General features: G+C 62.6%; 16 protein-coding genes. 3 read left to right on the top strand and 13 right to left on the bottom strand.

The features are described from left to right. Position 1: 1 nt before the first annotated feature. Both MUO32_RS01540 and MUO32_RS01535 read left to right on the top strand, forming a co-directional pair. Entirely contained in the window at positions 2–496 is a 495-nt protein-coding gene (locus tag MUO32_RS01540; RefSeq protein ID WP_257946470.1) for a GNAT family N-acetyltransferase, read from the top strand. Continuing rightward, positions 493–1518, top strand: coding sequence for a histone deacetylase family protein (locus tag MUO32_RS01535; RefSeq protein WP_257946469.1), 1026 nt, complete (start codon positions 493–495; stop codon positions 1516–1518). Before MUO32_RS01540 ends, MUO32_RS01535 begins: the two co-directional genes overlap by 4 nt. On the opposite strand, the gene MUO32_RS01530 is transcribed toward MUO32_RS01535, so the two are convergent. Next, positions 1515–2468 carry a LysR family transcriptional regulator gene (locus MUO32_RS01530; protein ID WP_257946468.1) on the bottom strand — a complete coding sequence of 318 codons (954 nt, stop codon included), beginning with the start codon at positions 2466–2468 and terminating at the stop codon, positions 1515–1517. The genes MUO32_RS01535 and MUO32_RS01530 overlap by 4 nt on opposite strands. A 92-nt stretch (positions 2469–2560) precedes the next feature. Between MUO32_RS01530 and MUO32_RS01525 the strand changes: the two genes are divergently transcribed. Continuing rightward, the gene (locus MUO32_RS01525; protein ID WP_257946467.1) at positions 2561–2977 is read left to right on the top strand and encodes a thioesterase family protein; all 417 of its coding nucleotides are present in this window, start codon (positions 2561–2563) and stop codon (positions 2975–2977) included. Here MUO32_RS01525 and MUO32_RS01520 read toward each other — a convergent pair. From MUO32_RS01520 to MUO32_RS01465, 12 genes are all read right to left on the bottom strand, one after another. Beyond that, positions 2974–3420, bottom strand: a complete 447-nt coding sequence (locus tag MUO32_RS01520; protein ID WP_257946466.1) for a pseudoazurin — start codon at positions 3418–3420, stop codon at positions 2974–2976. The two genes, MUO32_RS01525 and MUO32_RS01520, sit on opposite strands and share 4 nt — an antisense overlap. A gap of 124 nt (positions 3421–3544) precedes the next feature. Then, positions 3545–4576: an extracellular solute-binding protein gene (locus tag MUO32_RS01515; protein ID WP_257946465.1), complete on the bottom strand. Its 1032-nt coding sequence runs from the start codon at positions 4574–4576 to the stop codon at positions 3545–3547. 3 nt (positions 4577–4579) lie between these two features. Beyond that, the gene (locus MUO32_RS01510; RefSeq protein ID WP_257946464.1) at positions 4580–5389 is read right to left on the bottom strand and encodes an ABC transporter permease; all 810 of its coding nucleotides are present in this window, start codon (positions 5387–5389) and stop codon (positions 4580–4582) included. Beyond that, positions 5382–6317 (bottom strand): ABC transporter permease, encoded by a 936-nt coding sequence (locus tag MUO32_RS01505; RefSeq protein WP_257946463.1) that lies wholly within the window; start codon positions 6315–6317, stop codon positions 5382–5384. The genes MUO32_RS01510 and MUO32_RS01505 overlap by 8 nt, the downstream gene beginning before the upstream one ends. A 5-nt stretch (positions 6318–6322) precedes the next feature. Then, positions 6323–7423: an ABC transporter ATP-binding protein gene (locus MUO32_RS01500; RefSeq protein ID WP_308311239.1), complete on the bottom strand. Its 1101-nt coding sequence runs from the start codon at positions 7421–7423 to the stop codon at positions 6323–6325. A 119-nt stretch (positions 7424–7542) separates the two neighbouring features. Then, complete coding sequence (locus MUO32_RS01495; protein WP_257946462.1) at positions 7543–9210, bottom strand: amidohydrolase; 1668 nt, start codon at positions 9208–9210, stop codon at positions 7543–7545. Positions 9211–9336: 126 nt separating this feature from the next. Next, positions 9337–10425 (bottom strand): ABC transporter ATP-binding protein, encoded by a 1089-nt coding sequence (locus tag MUO32_RS01490; protein ID WP_257946461.1) that lies wholly within the window; start codon positions 10423–10425, stop codon positions 9337–9339. Between the two features lie 10 nt (positions 10426–10435). Beyond that, a complete protein-coding gene (locus tag MUO32_RS01485; protein WP_257946460.1) occupies positions 10436–12682 on the bottom strand; it encodes a glycoside hydrolase family 2 protein in 2247 nt (748 codons plus the stop codon). Positions 12683–12692: 10 nt separating this feature from the next. Then, positions 12693–13508: a carbohydrate ABC transporter permease gene (locus MUO32_RS01480; protein WP_257946459.1), complete on the bottom strand. Its 816-nt coding sequence runs from the start codon at positions 13506–13508 to the stop codon at positions 12693–12695. Then, positions 13505–14401 carry a carbohydrate ABC transporter permease gene (locus MUO32_RS01475; RefSeq protein WP_257946458.1) on the bottom strand — a complete coding sequence of 299 codons (897 nt, stop codon included), beginning with the start codon at positions 14399–14401 and terminating at the stop codon, positions 13505–13507. Before MUO32_RS01475 ends, MUO32_RS01480 begins: the two co-directional genes overlap by 4 nt. Positions 14402–14500: 99 nt before the next feature. Then, positions 14501–15766 carry an ABC transporter substrate-binding protein gene (locus MUO32_RS01470; protein WP_257946457.1) on the bottom strand — a complete coding sequence of 422 codons (1266 nt, stop codon included), beginning with the start codon at positions 15764–15766 and terminating at the stop codon, positions 14501–14503. Positions 15767–15901: 135 nt separating this feature from the next. Beyond that, a complete protein-coding gene (locus MUO32_RS01465; protein ID WP_257946456.1) occupies positions 15902–16948 on the bottom strand; it encodes a LacI family DNA-binding transcriptional regulator in 1047 nt (348 codons plus the stop codon). Positions 16949–17025: the final 77 nt, after the last annotated feature.

Below are 17025 nucleotides of genomic sequence, written 5' to 3'. Positions count from 1 at the left end.
CATGCAGGACAACATTCGAATTCGGCTCGCGCTCGTCGATGACGCCGAAACCATTCATGCGGGGCTGAGGGACATGGCCGCCGGCATGAAGGCCGGGCCGAAATTCGTCTCGACGGTCGAGGATATCAGGCACCATGGGTTTGGTGCGGTAGCGGCTTTCGAGGTGCTGCTTGCGGAAGCGGACAATGCCTTCGCCGGTCTCTGCCTGACGTTTGCGAGCTTTTCGACCTGGATGGGCACGCCCGGCATCTATGTGCAGGATCTTTTCGTCGCGGATGCTTTTCGCGGCCGGCGCATCGGAGAGCGGCTTCTGCATGCGGCGGCCCGTCGCGGCCGGGAAAAGGGCGCGCGTTACATGCGCCTCTCGGTCGACGTCGAGAACCCGAGGGCGCAGGCCTTTTACGACCGGATCGGCATCCGCCACTCCCGCGATGAGCTGATCCATATGATCAAGGGCGCGGATTTCGACGCCTTCGCCGGTGAGGACACAGCATGAAGACCTTTTTTGCCGAAGAACAGAAGCGTCACGACCCGACATTCTTCCTGTCGAGCGGTGCGCCGCAGCCGAACCCGGAGCAGCCGGAACGTGTCGAGCGTCTGCTTGCCGGCGCTCGGGCCGCAGGCACGGAAATCCTGCGGCCTGGAGATCACGGTCTCGGACCGGTCTCCGCCGTGCACAGCCCGGAATATCTCGATTTCCTGCGCCGCATCTATGAACGCTGGCAGCGTATCGAGGGCGCTTCGGCGGAAGTCATCCCGAACATTCATCCGATTGCCCGCACCGGCAGCTATCCGGCCTCGGCCGTGGGACAGGCCGGCTATCATATGGCCGATACGTCCTGCCCGATCTCCGAGCACACCTGGGAGAGTGCCTGCTGGAGCGCCTTCACTGCCGTCTCGGCCGCCGAGGCTGTCATGGCGGGAGATGAATGGTCCTACGCCCTCTGCCGCCCACCGGGGCATCATGCTTTCAGGGATGTTGCCGGCGGCTTCTGCTTTTTCAACAATTCCGGGATCGCCGCGCAGCATCTGCTGCGGCAGGCAAAGCGTGTCGCCATCCTCGATGTCGACCTGCACCACGGCAACGGCACGCAGGGCATGTTCTATGAGCGTGCCGACGTGCTGACGGTGTCGATCCACGCCGATCCGGTGCGTTTCTATCCGTTCTTCTGGGGACACGCGGATGAACGCGGAGAGGGGCTTGGCCTCGGTTACAATCTCAACCTGCCGCTCGCCCGCAAATCCGGCGATGCCGTCTATCTCGAAGCGCTCGCCGCCGCCATCCGCCGTGTCGAGGCGTTCTCGCCGGATGCGCTCGTCGTGGCGCTTGGCCTGGATGCTTTCGAGAAGGACCCGTTCGGCGGTCTTTCGGTCTCCACGCCCGGTTTCGCGCGCATCGCCGAGGCTATCGCCAGGCTTCGGCTGCCGACGGTCATCGTGCAGGAGGGCGGTTATCTCTGCGACGAGCTCGGCGACAACCTGACCGCCTTCCTTACCGGTTTTGGTGCAAAAGCCTAGGGATAGGTCCGTTGCTCGAAGGGGATCGTCGCAATCGCCTGGTGCAGCTCCGCCAGCAGCAGGCTTTCCGCACGGCTGCGGCGGGCCGAGCCGTCATAGACGACATGCACATCGATGACGGGCGCATTCTCATAGGGGGGCAGACGCCAGAGGCGGCCGGCGCGCACGTCTTCCTCCACGACATGGATCGGCAGCGGCCCGAAGCCGAAGCCGGCGATGATCAGGCGCTTGACCTCTTCGAGATGCGAGGAGGTGCCGACCGTCTGCCCCTCGAACCCCTCCTGCTGGCGCAGGAGGGCGACCGGCCAGAGCGCGCCGGACATCTGATCCGTCTTGAAGGAGACATAGGGTTCCTGGCGCAGCGTCGAGATCGGCAGGTCCTTCTTGCCGAACAGCGGATGCCGGGCGCCGCAGAAATAGCCGAAGCTCTCGCGGAAAAGCACGTCATATTCGAGCCTCGGATGACGCTCCTGCATCAGGCAGATGCCGAAACAGGCGTCGCGGTTCAGCACCGCCGCCACGACATCGTTGCTGGAGGCGACGGAGAGCGAGAGCGTGACCTGCGGAAAGGCGCTGTGGAACGCGGCGAGCGCCTCGTCGAGGAGCGGGCAGACGACATGGCTGGCAAGCGCGATCTCGATATGGCCCGTCAGGTCGCCGGGTTGCTCTTCCATATGCTGCGGCAGCCCGGAGACGATGTCGAAAAGGGCGACGCATTCGCTGTAGAGCCGTTGACCTGCGGGTGTCACCGCGAAAAGCGAGGCGTTCCGCTCGATGAGCCGGCAACCCATATGGGTTTCCAGCCGCTTCAGCGTGTTGCTGACGGTCGGCTGCTTGAGCGAGAGCTTTTCTCCCGCTGCCGTCAATCCACGTTCCTGCACGATCACCATGAAGGTGCGCAGCAGATTCCAGTCGATTTCCCAGACGAAACGCCGTCTTTGCCGCGCCATGCCTATCATTCTCCAAAGCTATGCTGTGGGGCAGACCTATTGCATGGCGCGATCCCGCATCAAAGTCCCAAGCCGGACAAAGGAGGTTTGCCGTGCCGTCTCTGACCTATCAGGGTGTTGTCTATCCCGCGCAATGCGATGCAATGGGCCATATGAACGTGCAGTACTACATAGCCGCGTTCGATCAGGCGCTTTGGCACCTGATGGCGGCGGCCGGCTATTCGGCAGACTGGATCACGACGCGGAAGGAAGGCTGGGCGGATCGCCGCTACGAGATCGATTTCCGCAGGGAATTGCCGGTCGGCAGCCTGTTCGAAATCCATTCTTCCGTCGTGAAGGTGGGGCGTACTTCGCTCACGACGCAGCACCGGCTGACGAACAAGGCGGACGATGCGCCATGCGCCGAACTGCTGGCTGTCTCGGTCTATTTCGATCTCGCCGCGCGGCAATCCCTGCCGCTGCCGGCCGCAATCGTCGCTGCGGCCGGCAATCTCGTGGAAGCCCCTTAGAGGCCGGCTGCCGCGATGGCGGCATCCATGCGCTCGCGCGCCTTCTTCGGCAGCTTGCCGGTCTTGACCACATCGAGATTGGCCGGCGCATCGCCGACGATCACCACACCCACCATGCCCATGCCGGTATGCGGGGTGCACTTGACGCCATAGGCGCCGGCCTTGTCGAAGGTGACCTTGTAGGTTTCGTTCATCTTGCTCTTGAAGGCTTCCGCACCTTCGGGGATCATGTCCTTGATCGTCTCGACATTGTGCCCCTTGTCGGTCGGGATGAAGGTGACGGTGTCGCCGAGGGCGACCTTCACGAAGGCGGGCTCGAACACCATGGCGCCGGCGGCGCCCTTGTTGAGCATATGCACTTCAAAATCTGCCGCACCGGCGGGAAGGGCGAGCGCGAAAAGGACCGCTGCTGCGCCGACGATGCTCTTTGCTATGATACGCACTGGAATTCTCCTTGCTGACGAACGTCAATCGTTCATGTGCAAGGGATAGGCCTGCCGCACCCCTCCTTCTTTGACGTTGATCAAACAAGGCGGAGGGGTGCGCGTGGCGTCCTGTCGCAGGCGCTTACTTCATCAGGTCGGTCCAGATCTTCGTATAGATCTGCTGGACGTCGGGCGAGCAGGCGAGGTTGAAGGACCCGGCTGCCTGGAACTCCGCCGGGATGTTGACCTCCGGTGCGGTCTTCATGTCCTCGGGCATGAACTGTTCAGAACCCTTGATGCCGTTGCCGTAGCGGGCGAAGGCGGAGATCAGGGCGGCGTTTTCCGGGTCCATGACGAAGTTCATGAAGAGCTTTGCGTTCTCGACATTCCTGGCGTCCTTGATAATGCCGAGATTGTCCATCCAGATCGGATACCCTTCCTTCGGATAGCCGTAGACGATGTCGGGGTTTTGCAGGCGGGTGCGGAAGGCGGCACCGTTCCACTCGACGCCGAGGGCAAAATCGCCCTTTGTAAGCGAGTCGATCGTGCCGTAGTCGAGCGAAAGCCACTTCGGCTTGGCGGCAAGCAGCACTTCACGCGCTTTCTTCAGCACCGCAAGGTCGTTCGTGCAGGGCTCGCCGCCGACATAGCGGATGGCGAGGAACATGATGTCGGACATTTCAGGCACGACATTGATCTTGCCTTCCAGTTCCGGCGGCGGATCGAGGAAGAGGGCCGACGTGTTCGGGTCGCCCTTGTAGACGGTCTTGTTGACGGCAACGCCCGTCGTGCCCCATTGCCACGGAACGGTGTAGTGGCGGCCCGGATCGAAGTCGACATTCAACCAACGCTCGTCGACATTCTTGAAATTCGCCATCTGGTCGGGCCGCGCCTCGAGCAGCAGGCCTTCGTCGATCCAGACCTTCAGCACGTTGGCGGAAGGCACCACCATGTCGAAGCCGTGGCCGCCCTGGCGGATCTTCGCCAGCGCCGTGTCGTTCGAATCGTAGTCCGTCACGGTGACTTTGACGTCGAATTCCTTCTCGAACTTCTTGATGAGGTCGGGATTTGTGTAGTTGCCCCAGTTGAAGATGTTGAGCTCGCCGGCCGCATGGGCGGTCGTGGAGCAGAGAAGCATGAGGCCGAGTGCGGCGAGCCTTGAGGTTCGTGTCATGGATCAATCCTTTTTGCGGCTGATGAAGAAGAAGGCGGTGACGATGGCGATGGACAGGAGCAGGAACACCGTCGAGATCGCGTTCATTTCGGGCGTGACGACGCGGCGCAACTGGCCGAGCATGTAGGTCGGCAGTGTGTCCTGCCCGCCCGATTTGACGAACTCGGTGATGACGACGTCGTCGAGCGAAATGACGAAGGCGAGCATCAGGCCGGCGAGAATGCCGGGCCACAGCAACGGCAGCGTCACCCTGCGGAAGGCCCTAAGGGGCGTCGCGTAAAGATCGGCGGCGGCGGTTTCCAGCGAGAGGTCCATGCTCTCCAGCCGTGCCCGGATCGGCAGGTAGGCGAAGGGGATGCAGAAGGCCGTGTGGGCGGCGACGAGATAGCCGAGGCCGGAATAGCCGGTCGCCATCTTGATGCGCGAGAAGAAGATCAGGAGCGCCACGGCGACGACGATTTCCGGCACCATCAACGGCATGTTGATGAAGGCGTATTTCGCGTCGAGGCCGCGATAGTTCCGTGTGCGCGTGGTGGCAAGCGCCGCCATGGTGGCGACCACGGTCGCGATGAGGGCGGCGCAGGCTGCGATCTGCACCGAGCGGATCGAGGCTTCCACCACCTTGTCATTGTTCCACGCCTCGGCAAACCAGCGCAGCGACAGGCCTTCCCAGGTGGCGATCGAGGTGCCGTCGTTGAACGAGAAGACGACGAGGGCTGCAATCGGCAGGTAGAGCAGGAAGAAGCAGACCACCGCGACGGTGGGAAAGCCCGCCTGTCGGCGGACGTCGAAGGTTTCAGTCGGATCAGCCATGAGCATTGCCTCCCTGACGTCCGGCGAAGCGGACCTGAAGCATGAGCGCCACCATGACGATGGCGAGCAGCGCCATGGAGAGCGAGGCGCCGAGCGGCCAGTTGCGGCCCTGGCCGAACTGCAGTTCGATGAGGTTGCCGAGCATCATCTTGCTGCCGCCGCCCAGCATGCGTGGCGTCACGTAGGAGCCGAGTGAGGGGATGAAGACGAGGATGGAACCGGCGATGACGCCGGGCTTGACCAGCGGCAGGATGATGCGCTTCAGCACGCGCCAGCGGCTGGCATAGAGGTCATAGCCGGCCTCGACGAGGCGGAAATCGACCTTTTCCAGGCTCGCATAGAGCGGCAGCACCATCAACGGGAAGAAGACATAGGTCATGCCGGTGAGGATGGCGAAGTCGGTGTACATCATCTGGATCGGCGCCGAGATCAGGCCGGCCTTCATGAGCAGCGTGTTGATCATGCCCTCGTTGCGGATGAGTTCCTGGATCGCGAAGGTGCGGATGAGCAGGTTCGTCCAGAAGGGGATGGTGATGAGGAACAGCCAGATCTCGCGTGTGCGCTCGGGCCGTGTCGCGATGAAATAGGCGGTCGGGAAGCCGAGCAGGAGCGTCGTGACGGTGGTCAGCAGCGACAGCCAGACGGAGCGCCAGAAGATCGACAGATGCGCATCGGCGATCGACCAGGTGCCGTCGAAGATATCCTTTTCGAGGAGTACGGCGATCCATGCGTCCGGCGAAAACGTCCAGACGACGTCGCCGTAGCTGCCGGGCATCAGGAAGGAATAGACGAAGACGATGGCGAGTGGCCCGATGGCCGCAAGTGCGATGATGAGGAGCGCCGGCGCGGAGAGGAGCCAGCGGTTGCGGATATCCTGCGCCTCGACGCGGCGCGCGGCTTCGTTTGCGGTGCTGGTGAGGGTGCTCATAGGTGTCAATCCTTCAGCACCTGGGCCGCGCCCGTCTCCAGCACGACGCCGACCATATCGCCTTCTGCGAAGGCCGCGCCCTGTTCGAGACTGTTCTGGCGGCGCACGCAGAAACTCTCGCCGCTTTCCAGCGCGACGCGGAAATGCGTGTCCGTGCCCACATAGACGACGCTCGACAGCTTGCCGCGCAGATGGGCGCCGTCCGGGTTGGCGACGATGGCGGCATGTTCCGGCCGCGTGACGACCGTGACCTTGCCATGGGGGACAAAACCTTCGGCCAGACGGGCGCAAACACGCGTGCCGCCGGGCAGCACGACATCCGCCTTACCGTCTGCGACCGTGGCGACATCGGCCTTCAGGAAGTTCGTCTCGCCGATGAATTCGGCGACGAAGCGCTCGGCGGGTCGGTCGTAGATATCGCGCGGGCCGCCGATCTGGAGGATCTTGCCTGCCGACATGACCGCGATGCGGTCCGACATGGTCAGCGCCTCCTCCTGGTCATGCGTGACGAAGATGAAGGTGATGCCGGTCTCCGTCTGCAGCCGCTTCAGCTCGATCTGCATGTCCTTGCGCAGCTTGTAATCCAGCGCCGACAACGGCTCGTCGAGCAGCAGCACCTTCGGCTGCGGGGCAAGCGCACGGGCAAGCGCCACGCGCTGCTGCTGGCCGCCGGAAATCTGCGCCGTCTTGCGGTCCTTCAGGTGTCCCATCTTGACGAGCGCCAGCATCTCCTCGACGCGGGCGGAAATCTCGGCCTTGGGGCGGTCGAGCATTTCAAGGCCGAAAGCGATGTTTTCGCCCACCGTCATATGCGGGAAGAGCGCGTAGTTCTGGAACACCGTGTTGACCGGTCGCTTGAACGGCGGCAGCGCCGCAATGTTTTGGCCGTAGAGCCTGATCTCGCCGTCCGTCGGATAGGTGAAGCCGGCGATCATGCGCAGGAGCGTGGTCTTGCCGCATCCGGAGGGGCCGAGCAGGGTGAAGAACTCGTTTTCCCTGATATCGACGCTTACATGGTCCAGGGCCTTGAACGCGCTGTCGCCCGCGCCGAAGACCTTGCTGACGTCACGGACTTCAATGGCACTTTTGTGGATTCGATCCGTCACTATCGATCGTCCTCCCGTTTTGCCCCTTGCGGTGGCGATGATTGTCGAATGGGTGCAGCGCATCGTGCCCGCAGCGTGCGCTGCGTGCCGATATGTCTTCCCGTTGAAAGAATGAGACCTCAGGCCTCGTAGGTGACCCGGCCGCCGCAGATCGTCGTCTTCGGACGGATCTCGTGGATGCGTTCCGGATCGATGGCCTCGATGTCGTTGTCGAGGATGACGAGGTCGGCGAAGTAGCCCGGTTTGAGCATGCCCTTGCGGTCTTCGGCAAATCCGGCATAGGCGCTGCCGATCGTATAGGCGGCGATGGCGTCGTGCAGGCTGACGGAATGGTCGGGATCGCCCTCCTGCCAGAGCTTCCGCGTCACCGCGGCGTGGATGCCGGCGATGGGATCGATCGGCGAGACCGGCCAGTCGGAAGAGAAAGCGAGTGCGGCGCCCGTCTCCTTGATGCGCCGCCAGGCATAGGCGAGGTAGCGGCGCTTTTCACCGATGCGCGAGAGGGTCGGCTCGAGCGGAAAGCACATGCCGCCCGGCGGATGGGGCGGCTGCATGGAGGCGACGACGCCGAGTTCGGCGAAACGCGGCATGTCCTCTTCGGTGATCAGTTCGACATGCTCGACGCGGTGGCGGCTGTCGCGCACGCCATTGGCCTTCTGCGCCGCCTCGTAACCGTTCAGCACGCGGCGCACGGCGCCGTCGCCGATGGCGTGCACGGCGATCTGCAGGCCGCGCCGGTCGATCTCGGTGGCGAGTTCGGCAAATTCCTCATTGCTGAAATAGGGCTCGCCGTGCCAGTCGGGCCGGTCGGCATAGGGTTCCACGAGGAAGGCGGTGCCGGATTCCATCACGCCGTCCATGAAGACCTTGACCATGCCCGAGGAGATCCATTCTCCGCGGTAACGCCTGTCCATCTCGCTTGCCTTTTCGAGGTCGGCGAACGTCATCGGCTTCTTGAAGTGGAAGGGGACCTGGCCGCGCACGGTGATGGTGCCGTCCTCCTCCAGCGCCGACAGGAGCTGGAGTTGGTAGAGATTGCCATCCATATTATGGAACGAGGTGATGCCGTGTCTGGCGGCGTGCGCAAGGCCGGCGCGCATGATCGCCTTGTCGGCCTCCCATTCCGCCGCCGTCGGTGCCGGATCGGGCTCGCCGCCGGTCTCGATGCCGAGATGCGTGCGGTTCGGGCCGGCAAGGTGCAGGACGGGCGACATGGCCTCGCCCTCGCGCAATTCGCCCGTCGCAAGGCCATCCGGCCCCATGACCACCTCGTTGCCGGGATTGACCACCTTGCCATGCAGGATGCCGGCCAGTTCCAGCGCCCTGGTATTGGCCCAGCAGGTGTGGTGGTCGGCGGCGACGATGACCACGGGACGGTCGGCGACGATGCGGTCGATATGATGGCGTGTCAGCGTCTCGGTTTCGGAGATGATCGTGTAGCCGGCACCATGCGCCTTCAGCAGGGCATCGTCCGGGTGGGCTGCGGCGTGGGCCGAAAGGCTCGCCTTCAGCGCCTCGAAGCCCTCGATCTCCGCGACCTGCAAATGCGGCAGCTCCTCGGCGCCGCCGAACATGTGGATATGGCTTTCGATGAAGCCCGGCAGTACGGACGTGCCGCCCGCATCGATAATCTGCGTCTCCTCGCCCTTCAGCGCGAGAACATCGCCGGTGCTGCCGACGGCGAGGATCCGCCCGCCAGCGAGCGCGATGGCTTCCGCGCGCGGATTGGCGTCATCCATCGTCAGGATGTGCGCATTTGTGACAATCAGATCGGCGGTTACGGGCATGCAGGTTCCTCCTCTTGCTACCCCGGACGCGATCATCGAGCGACCGTGTCTGTCCTTTGGCGCAGGCGACAAGACGAAGGAATACACCAAAGGGATAGGTGCCTGCCGGGAAGACGGATATCCGCATCAGCGGATGCGGGCACCTGCGGCGTCGAAGAGGAAGGATTTTGCGGCGGAGAGGCCGACGGTCAGCCGGTCGCGGTTGCCGGTTCCGCGAAAGCCCTGATGTTCGACGATGATACGCTCTTCCGGCGAGGCATTCGCGTAAACATAGCTCGTATTGCCGAGATGTTCCGCCACATCGACGTCGAGTGCCAGGTCCGCATCGCCGCTGCCGGCCGGGAGAAAGTGCTCAGGGCGCACGCCGAGGCTCACCTCGTCACCGGGCTTCGCCGTCGTCGAGGCAAGGGGAAGGCGAAGCTTGCCCTCGGGCTGGCTCGCCAGCGCCACGGTGACATAGCCCGGCTCGCCGGTGACCACGCGGGCCTTCAGGAAATTCATGCGCGGCGAGCCGATGAAGCCGGCGACGAAGGTGTTGTTGGGGTCGTCATAGAGATCGAGCGGCGCGCCGACCTGCTCGACGATGCCGGCGCGCAGCACGACGATCTTGTCGGCCAGCGTCATCGCCTCCACCTGATCGTGCGTGACGTAGATGATGGTCGATTTCAACGCCTTGTGCAGCTTGGCGATCTCGACGCGCATATGCACGCGCAGTTCCGCGTCGAGGTTGGATAGCGGTTCGTCGAACAGGAAGACATCGGGATTGCGCACGATGGCGCGGCCGATGGCGACGCGCTGGCGCTGACCGCCGGAGAGCGCCTTGGGCTTGCGCTCCATCAGGGGGCCGAGTTCGAGGATGCGGGCGGCGTCGTTGACGCGCCGCTCGATCTCGTCCTTGGCCATGCCGGCGAATTTCAGCGCGAAGCCCATGTTCTCGCGCACCGTCATGTGCGGATAGAGCGCGTAGGACTGGAAGACCATGGCGATGCCGCGCTTCGACGGATCGACATCGTTCATGACCGTGCCACCGATCGTCAGTTCTCCGGAGGAAATATCCTCCAGGCCGGCGATCATGCGCAGCAGCGTCGATTTTCCGCAGCCCGAGGGGCCGACGAAGACGACGAACTCGCCTGTCTTGATCGAGAGGTCGACACCCTTGATGATCTCAAGGGAGCCGAAACGCTTGCGAATGTCGGTAAGGCGCACATCGGCCATGGGCTCAATCTCAGCTGACGGTGAAGGTGATGGACTGCGGCAGCAGGCGGCGTGTCGAGGCGGTCAGGTAGAGCTTGCCCTTCTCGTCGCCGGCCTCCACCCAGAAGCCGGTCGCGCCGCCCTTCAGCGTGTGCTCACTCGGGCCGATGATACGGCCGGGGCCGGAGAGCACAAGCGACACCGGTTCCTCAAAATACGGCAAGAGGTTGCCGCACTGGTCGAGCACGCGCACGACGACGCGCACGGCATCCTTCTCGCCGGCGCGGAGCGCCGTGTCGTCGGCCACGACTTCCAGCGTCGTCGGCACCGGATCGGCCGGCAGCGTCAGGGTCTTCACGGCCTTACCGTCGACATAGCCGGTGAAGGTGCCTTCACGCCAGACGCGGCCCCAGGTGCCGAACTCCTCCGGCGTGACCGAGCGCAGGTCGAGCACGACGGGCGGATGCGCCAGATGCGGATAGTTTTCCTTGTCCGGATAGACGCGCTTGGCCGGCCATTCGCCGAACTTCACCTCGACATAGTCGCAGTTGGTGAGAACGATCAGCGGCAGCACGCCGCCGATGTTGCGCTCGCCGCGCGCCCAGAAGGTCACGGGCTGCATCACGACATTGTCCTTCGGATCGCCCTGCGATGCATAGGCGTAGGCCGCGAGCTTCGGGATGCGGTACATGTCGAGCACGCCGTGATAGCAGACGCGGTCGCCGGAGCCGAAATCCTTGTGCGTGTTGTAGTCGAACATGCACCAGCCGGTGGAACCCGAAATGTCGCTGTCGCCGGCCACCGCATTTAGGATCAGCAGGTGGCGGGTGACGTGTTCGGCCTGTCGCTGCTCCTGGTCGAAGCGCTTGGTCGGGTACATGTGGCCGTTATATTCGGTGATCATATAGGGGATCGGCTTGGTGATGCCCGTCGTCTCCACCCGGTCGCGCAGCACGACGCGGCCGCGGTTGTTGCCGGGCATTTCCTCCTGGCCCAGGATGAAATCGTTCATCGTGTAGACGTCTTCGAGCATCTCGGAGTTGGTGATGAAGCGCACGCCGCCGGTCTGGCGCGTCGGGTCGAGTTCGCGGGCGAGGCGGTTCGTCTCGGCATAGAAGGCGTGGTTATCCTGGCTCTCGTTGATGCGCACACCCCAGATGATGATCGAGGGGTGGTTCCAGTCACGCTCGATCATGCGGCGGACGTTCTCGATGGATTCCTGCTGCCAGGCCGCGCCACCGATATGCTGCCAGCCGGGGATTTCCTCGAAGCAGAGCAGGCCGATCTCGTCGCAGCGCTCGATGAACCATTTCGACTGCGGATAGTGCGAGGTGCGTACGATATTGCAGGCAAGCTCGTATTTCAGGATGTCGGCATCCTTCTCCTGCGCGCGCCGGCCCATGGCATAGCCGGTATGCGGCCAGGCCTGGTGGCGGTTGAGGCCACGCAGCTTCAGCGGCCGGCCGTTGAGCAGGAACCCGTCCGGCGTGAAGAGTGCCGTGCGGAAGCCAAAGCGCTGCGTCAGCACGTCCTCGCCGTGACCGGTCGAAAGTTTCAGCGAGAGGGCATAGAGGCTCGGGTTGTCGATGTCCCAGAGTTCGATGCCGGTGAGGCCGGTGAAGGTGAGCGTCGCTTCGTTGCCGTCGATGGCAGCCGAGGTCGCCGCGACATCCCCGCCGCCCTTGCGCCGAATTTTCGCGTCGAGCGTGCCGGAGATCGCAAGGCCCTGCGGATTGGCGAGGAAGACGCGGGCGGTGACGGTCTTTTCCTCGGCCAGCGCATCCGGCGTCTCGATCTTCACATTGGCGATGGAGACGGGGCTTGCCACCTTGAGCCAGACGTCGCGATAGAGACCGGCATAGCAGAGATAGTCGATCTGGCCACCGAAGGGCGGGATCTCCGGGTTTTCCGAACCGTCGATCTTCACGGTGATCAGGTTTTCGCCCTGCTTCAGATGCGGCGTCAGCCGCGCCGTGAAGGGCGTGTAGCCATCCTTGTGGGCGATGATTTCCTTGCCGTTCAGATAGACCACGCTGTCGGCCATGGCGGCGTCGAAGACGAGTGAGACTTCCCGGCCTTCGAAATCTGGCCGCCAATCGAGCACCTTCTGGTAGGTGAAGGGCTTCTGGTACTCCGTCTCGTCGAAATAATTGTAGGGCAGCTCGACGGCGCTGTGCGGCAGGCGCACGGTCTCGCCCTCCTGCACCACGCCTGCACGGGCGGCGTCGAAACCATGACGGAAGAGCCAGTTGCCGTTGAAGTTTTCGGTAATGCGCATGGAGGTATTCCTATTTGACCGAGCCGAGCATGCCCTGCACGAACTGGCGCTGCATGACGAAGAAGACGAAGAGGGTGGGGAGCGTGGCGAGGATCGTGCCGATCATGACCACGCCGTAATCGGGGTAGTAGGCGGAGGCGAGCGAGGAGACGACGAGGGTGATCGTCTTGGTCTCGTTCGACTGGAGAACGATGAGCGGCCAGAGATAGTTGTTCCAGTTCGTCATGAAGACGATGACGAAGGCGGCCGCATAGGTGGAACGCATCACCGGCATGTAGATGTAGAAGAAGATCTGCCACTCCTTCAGCCCATCCACCTTGGCGGCGTCGCGCAGTTCCGTCGGGAACGCTTTCGTCGACTGACGGAAGTAGAAGATGATGAAGGCCGATGCGATGGTGGGCAGCATGATCGCGATATGCGTGTTGATGAGCCCGGTCTTCGCCATCATCAGGAACAGCGGGATCATCAGCGCGCCGAAGGGGATCATCAGCGTCAAGAGCACCAGTGAATAGACGCGCTCGCGCGCCTTCGACTTGAACATCTCGAAGCCGTAGCCGGCGAGCGACGAGACGACGATGGTGAGCACCGTCGCCAGCACCGCGACCTTGGTCGAGTTCCAGAAGACCAAGGGCACATCGACCTGCGTGAAGAAGTTCACGACGTTGGTGCGGAACGCCGCGCCGAAACTCGTCTTGCCGCCGATGATGTCGATCGAGGTGTTCGACGCGCTGACCAGCATCCAGAAGAACGGGAAGATCGACAGGAAGGCGGCAAGGCCGAGAAAGGCATATTGCAGCGCCGTGCCGAAGTGACGCGAGGTGTTCATGACCGGTCCCTCGCGGCATAGAATTGGAGGAACGAGAGCAGCGCCACCATGATGACGATGACGTAGGAGATCGTCGCCGCGTAGCCGAAGCTCGGCATGAAGCGGAAGGTGAGGTTGTAGATGTAGAGCGAGAGCGTGATGGTCGAATTGGCCGGGCCACCCTTGCCCTCGGTGAGGTTGTAGACCTCGTCGAATAGCTGGATCGTGCCGATGGTCGAGATGATCGTCGTGAAGAGGATCACGGGCTTGAGCATGGGGATGGTGATATAGACGAACCGCGCCCAGGCCGGCACGCCGTCGATCTTCGCCGCCTCATAGATCGACTTGTCGATGTTCTGGAGAGCGGCGAGGTAGAAGATCATGTTGTAGCCGGTCCAGCGCCAGGTGATGGCGAGGATGACGAGCACCTTGGCCCAGAAAGGCTCGGTCAGCCAGCCGATCGGCGAGCCGATGAGGCCGATCGTCATGAGCGCCTGGTTCACGACGCCATCGACCGAGAACATGCTCTTGAACAGCACGGAATAGGCCACCAGCGAGGCGACGCAGGGCAGGAAGATCGCCGTGCGGAAGAAGCCGATGAACTTCAGTTTTTCATTGTTGAGAACCGACGCCAGCATCAGGGCGAGCAGGATCATGATCGGCACCTGCACCACGAAGAAGGTGACGGTGTTGATGAGCGCCTGGATGAAGACCGGGTCGTTCCACAGGCGCACGACGTTTCCGAAGCCCGCGAACTTCATCATCATGCCCTTGCCGGAGAAGAAGGACAGATAGAGCGAGCGGAAGATCGGATAGACGAGGAAGATCGCAATCAAGAGGACGGACGGGGCGATGAACAGCCAGCCGTTCAGATCATGATAGCGCTTCAATCCGCCTGTTTTGCCGGCAGCCATGGAACGACCTTCAGTGCAGGGAACAAGGACCGGACCTCCCGCCCGAAGGCAGGAAGGGTCCGGGAGTGGGGCGGGCGCCAGGCGCCCGCCGGGAGGATACTACTGGATCTGGCCCTGTGCCTGGCTGTCGATGGCTTTGAGCACCTCATCGATATTGGCGCCCTGGCCGAGCGACGGCAGGTGTGCCGTGACGGCGGTGTCCACCTCGTTGGTGAAGACGCCGTAGTTGACGGCGGGAACCTTGGCGAGCCAGTCCGAGAAACTCTGCCAGACCTTTTCGCCGCCGAAGAAGGCGTCGGCCTCGGAATAGGCCGCACCCGTGCGGGCGGCGAGCAGCGAGCCGACGGCACCGCGGTCCGCCAGGATCTTCTGGTAGAAATCGACATCCTTGGCATAGACCTCGTTGAGGAAGTCGATCGCCTCGTCCTTCTCCGCCGAGCCCGCCGTGACGTACCAGCTGGAACCGCCGAGGTTGGATGCATGTCCCGCACCCTCGACATTGAGCTTCGGAATGGGGGCGATGCCCCACTTGCCGCTCTGGTCGGCCTGCGCCTTGACCGTACCGGTGATCCACACACCCGTCGTGACCGTGGCGACATCGCCCGACGTGAAGGCGTTGACCCATTCCGTCCAGCCGGCGGACGGCTTGTAGATGTTGGCCTGGAGGATCTTCTGCGTGGTTTCGAGCGCGGCCTTCAGCGCGGGGTTGTCGGCGATCGAGAGATTGCCGTCCTTGTCGAAGTACCAGCCGCCGGCAGACTGCATGAGGATGCGGATGAAGCCGGCGTCGTTGATATCGAGACCGAGCATCTTCTTGCCAGTCTTGGCTTCGACATCCTTGCCGATCTCGATGAAGCGGTCCCAGGTCAGGTCCTGCATGTCCGCGGGCTTGAAGCCGGCCTGTTCCAGATAATCCTTGCGGTAGTAGAGGCCGGTGACGCCGGAATCGAAGGGCATGCCGTAGACGGCGCCGTCGAGCGTCATCAGCTCGACCTTGTAGGGTGCGAAGCCGGAGAAATCGATCTTGCTGGACAGTTCGGCGAAGGCGCCGGGGAAGGACTGGAGGTACTTCTGCGCGCCGTAGTCCTCGATCAGCACGATATCCGGCAGCGCGTCCGTGGTGCCGGAGGACAGGCCCGTCTGGAGCTTCTGCTCGACATCGGCCTTGGCGAAATCGACGATGTTGAAGGTCGTGTCCGGATGCTTCGCGGTATAGCGCGCGGCGGCTTCCTTCATGATGGCGACGTTGAAGTTCGGGTCCCAGCACCAGACGGTGACTTCGCCTGCAAAGGCGGCCGTGGATGCCAAGAGGCTCGCACCGGCAAACAGGCCGGCAGCAAGGCGCGACAGAATCATCTTGTTCATCGTTTCCTCCCAAGAAACCTGATGCGGCAGGGATCTCCTCTCCCGCCGTCGGAGGGAAGATTTACCGAATTTCAGGAAACGCGCAAGGAAAATTTAGTAAATATTTATTGCGCCTGCGAAGGCTTTTGAAAAGTATTATAATTCCAATGGCTTGCGGCAGCTGTCGCGCCAGATCAACTCGGTCGCGATGCGCACCTGCTTGCCGTAGCTGCGCCCGGAAAGGCGCTCCAGCAGAAGATCGACCGCCGTCTCGCCGATATGCTCGCCGTGAATGCGCACGGTGGTGAGCGGCGGGGTGAGGAATTGCGCGACGGGGATGTCGTTGAAGGAGATGACGGCAATATCCCTGGGGATCGAAAGACCGGCTTCCTGTAGCGCGCGATAGGCGCCGATCGCCATGTTGTCGTTGGAGGTGACGATGACGTCAGGCCGTTCCGTCAGGGCAAGGAGATCCTGTGCCAGGCGGTAGCCGGTGTCGAGCCTGAGGCTTTGGCCGTTGGAGCAGTCGGCGAGCACCAGAAGGTCCGGATCGAAGGTGCCGTTTTTCTTCTGCCAGTCGATGAAGGCGACGCAACGCTTTTCCGCGAAATGCTGGACGCTGCCGTTCAGGCTCTCGTGGCTGCCGATGAAGCCGACACGCTTGTAGCCGCTGGATTTCAAGGAATCGAGGATCTTTTGCGTGGCAAGCCCGACATCGGAGAAGACGCTATCGAGGTGGTCGCTCTTGGGGTCGAAATCGGCGAAGACGACGTGGCGGGCATGCTGTCTCAGCCAGGCAATTTCATTGTCGGAATGTTTGCCGATGACGATGATCCCGGAGGCGCTTTCGAGTAGCGAAGCCTCCGGCAGGTCGTCGGAATGAAAGACCTTGACGATCTCCGTCTTGAGATCGCGGCACCTCGTTTCGATGCCGAGGCGCACGCCGACATAATAGGGGTCGGCGATCTCGTCCGAAGGCTCCAGGAAATGCACGATGACGAGCTTGGTGAGCAAGCTCGGCGCGACAGGGCCATTCGCCTTGTTGCGGTTGCGCGGCGTCTCGTAGTTGAGCGCCTCCGCCGTCTCGATGATCGCCTGCCGCTTGACGGGCGAGATCGACAAAGCCGGGTCGTAGTTCAAAACGCGCGAGACCGTCGCGGAGGAGACCCCGACGGCCTTGGCGATTTCCTTGATCGTCACCATTCCGACATTCCTTGCTCGCCGCAATGTGACACGGATTTGGGAAAATCGAAATCGCTTTCAGTAAATTTTTACTTCAG

It is taken from the genome of Shinella sp. CPCC 101442 (assembly GCF_024704725.1).
Taxonomy (GTDB): domain Bacteria; phylum Pseudomonadota; class Alphaproteobacteria; order Rhizobiales; family Rhizobiaceae; genus Shinella.
Note: the sequence above shows the minus strand (reverse complement) of the source record. Positions and strands in the feature narration are given on the sequence as shown.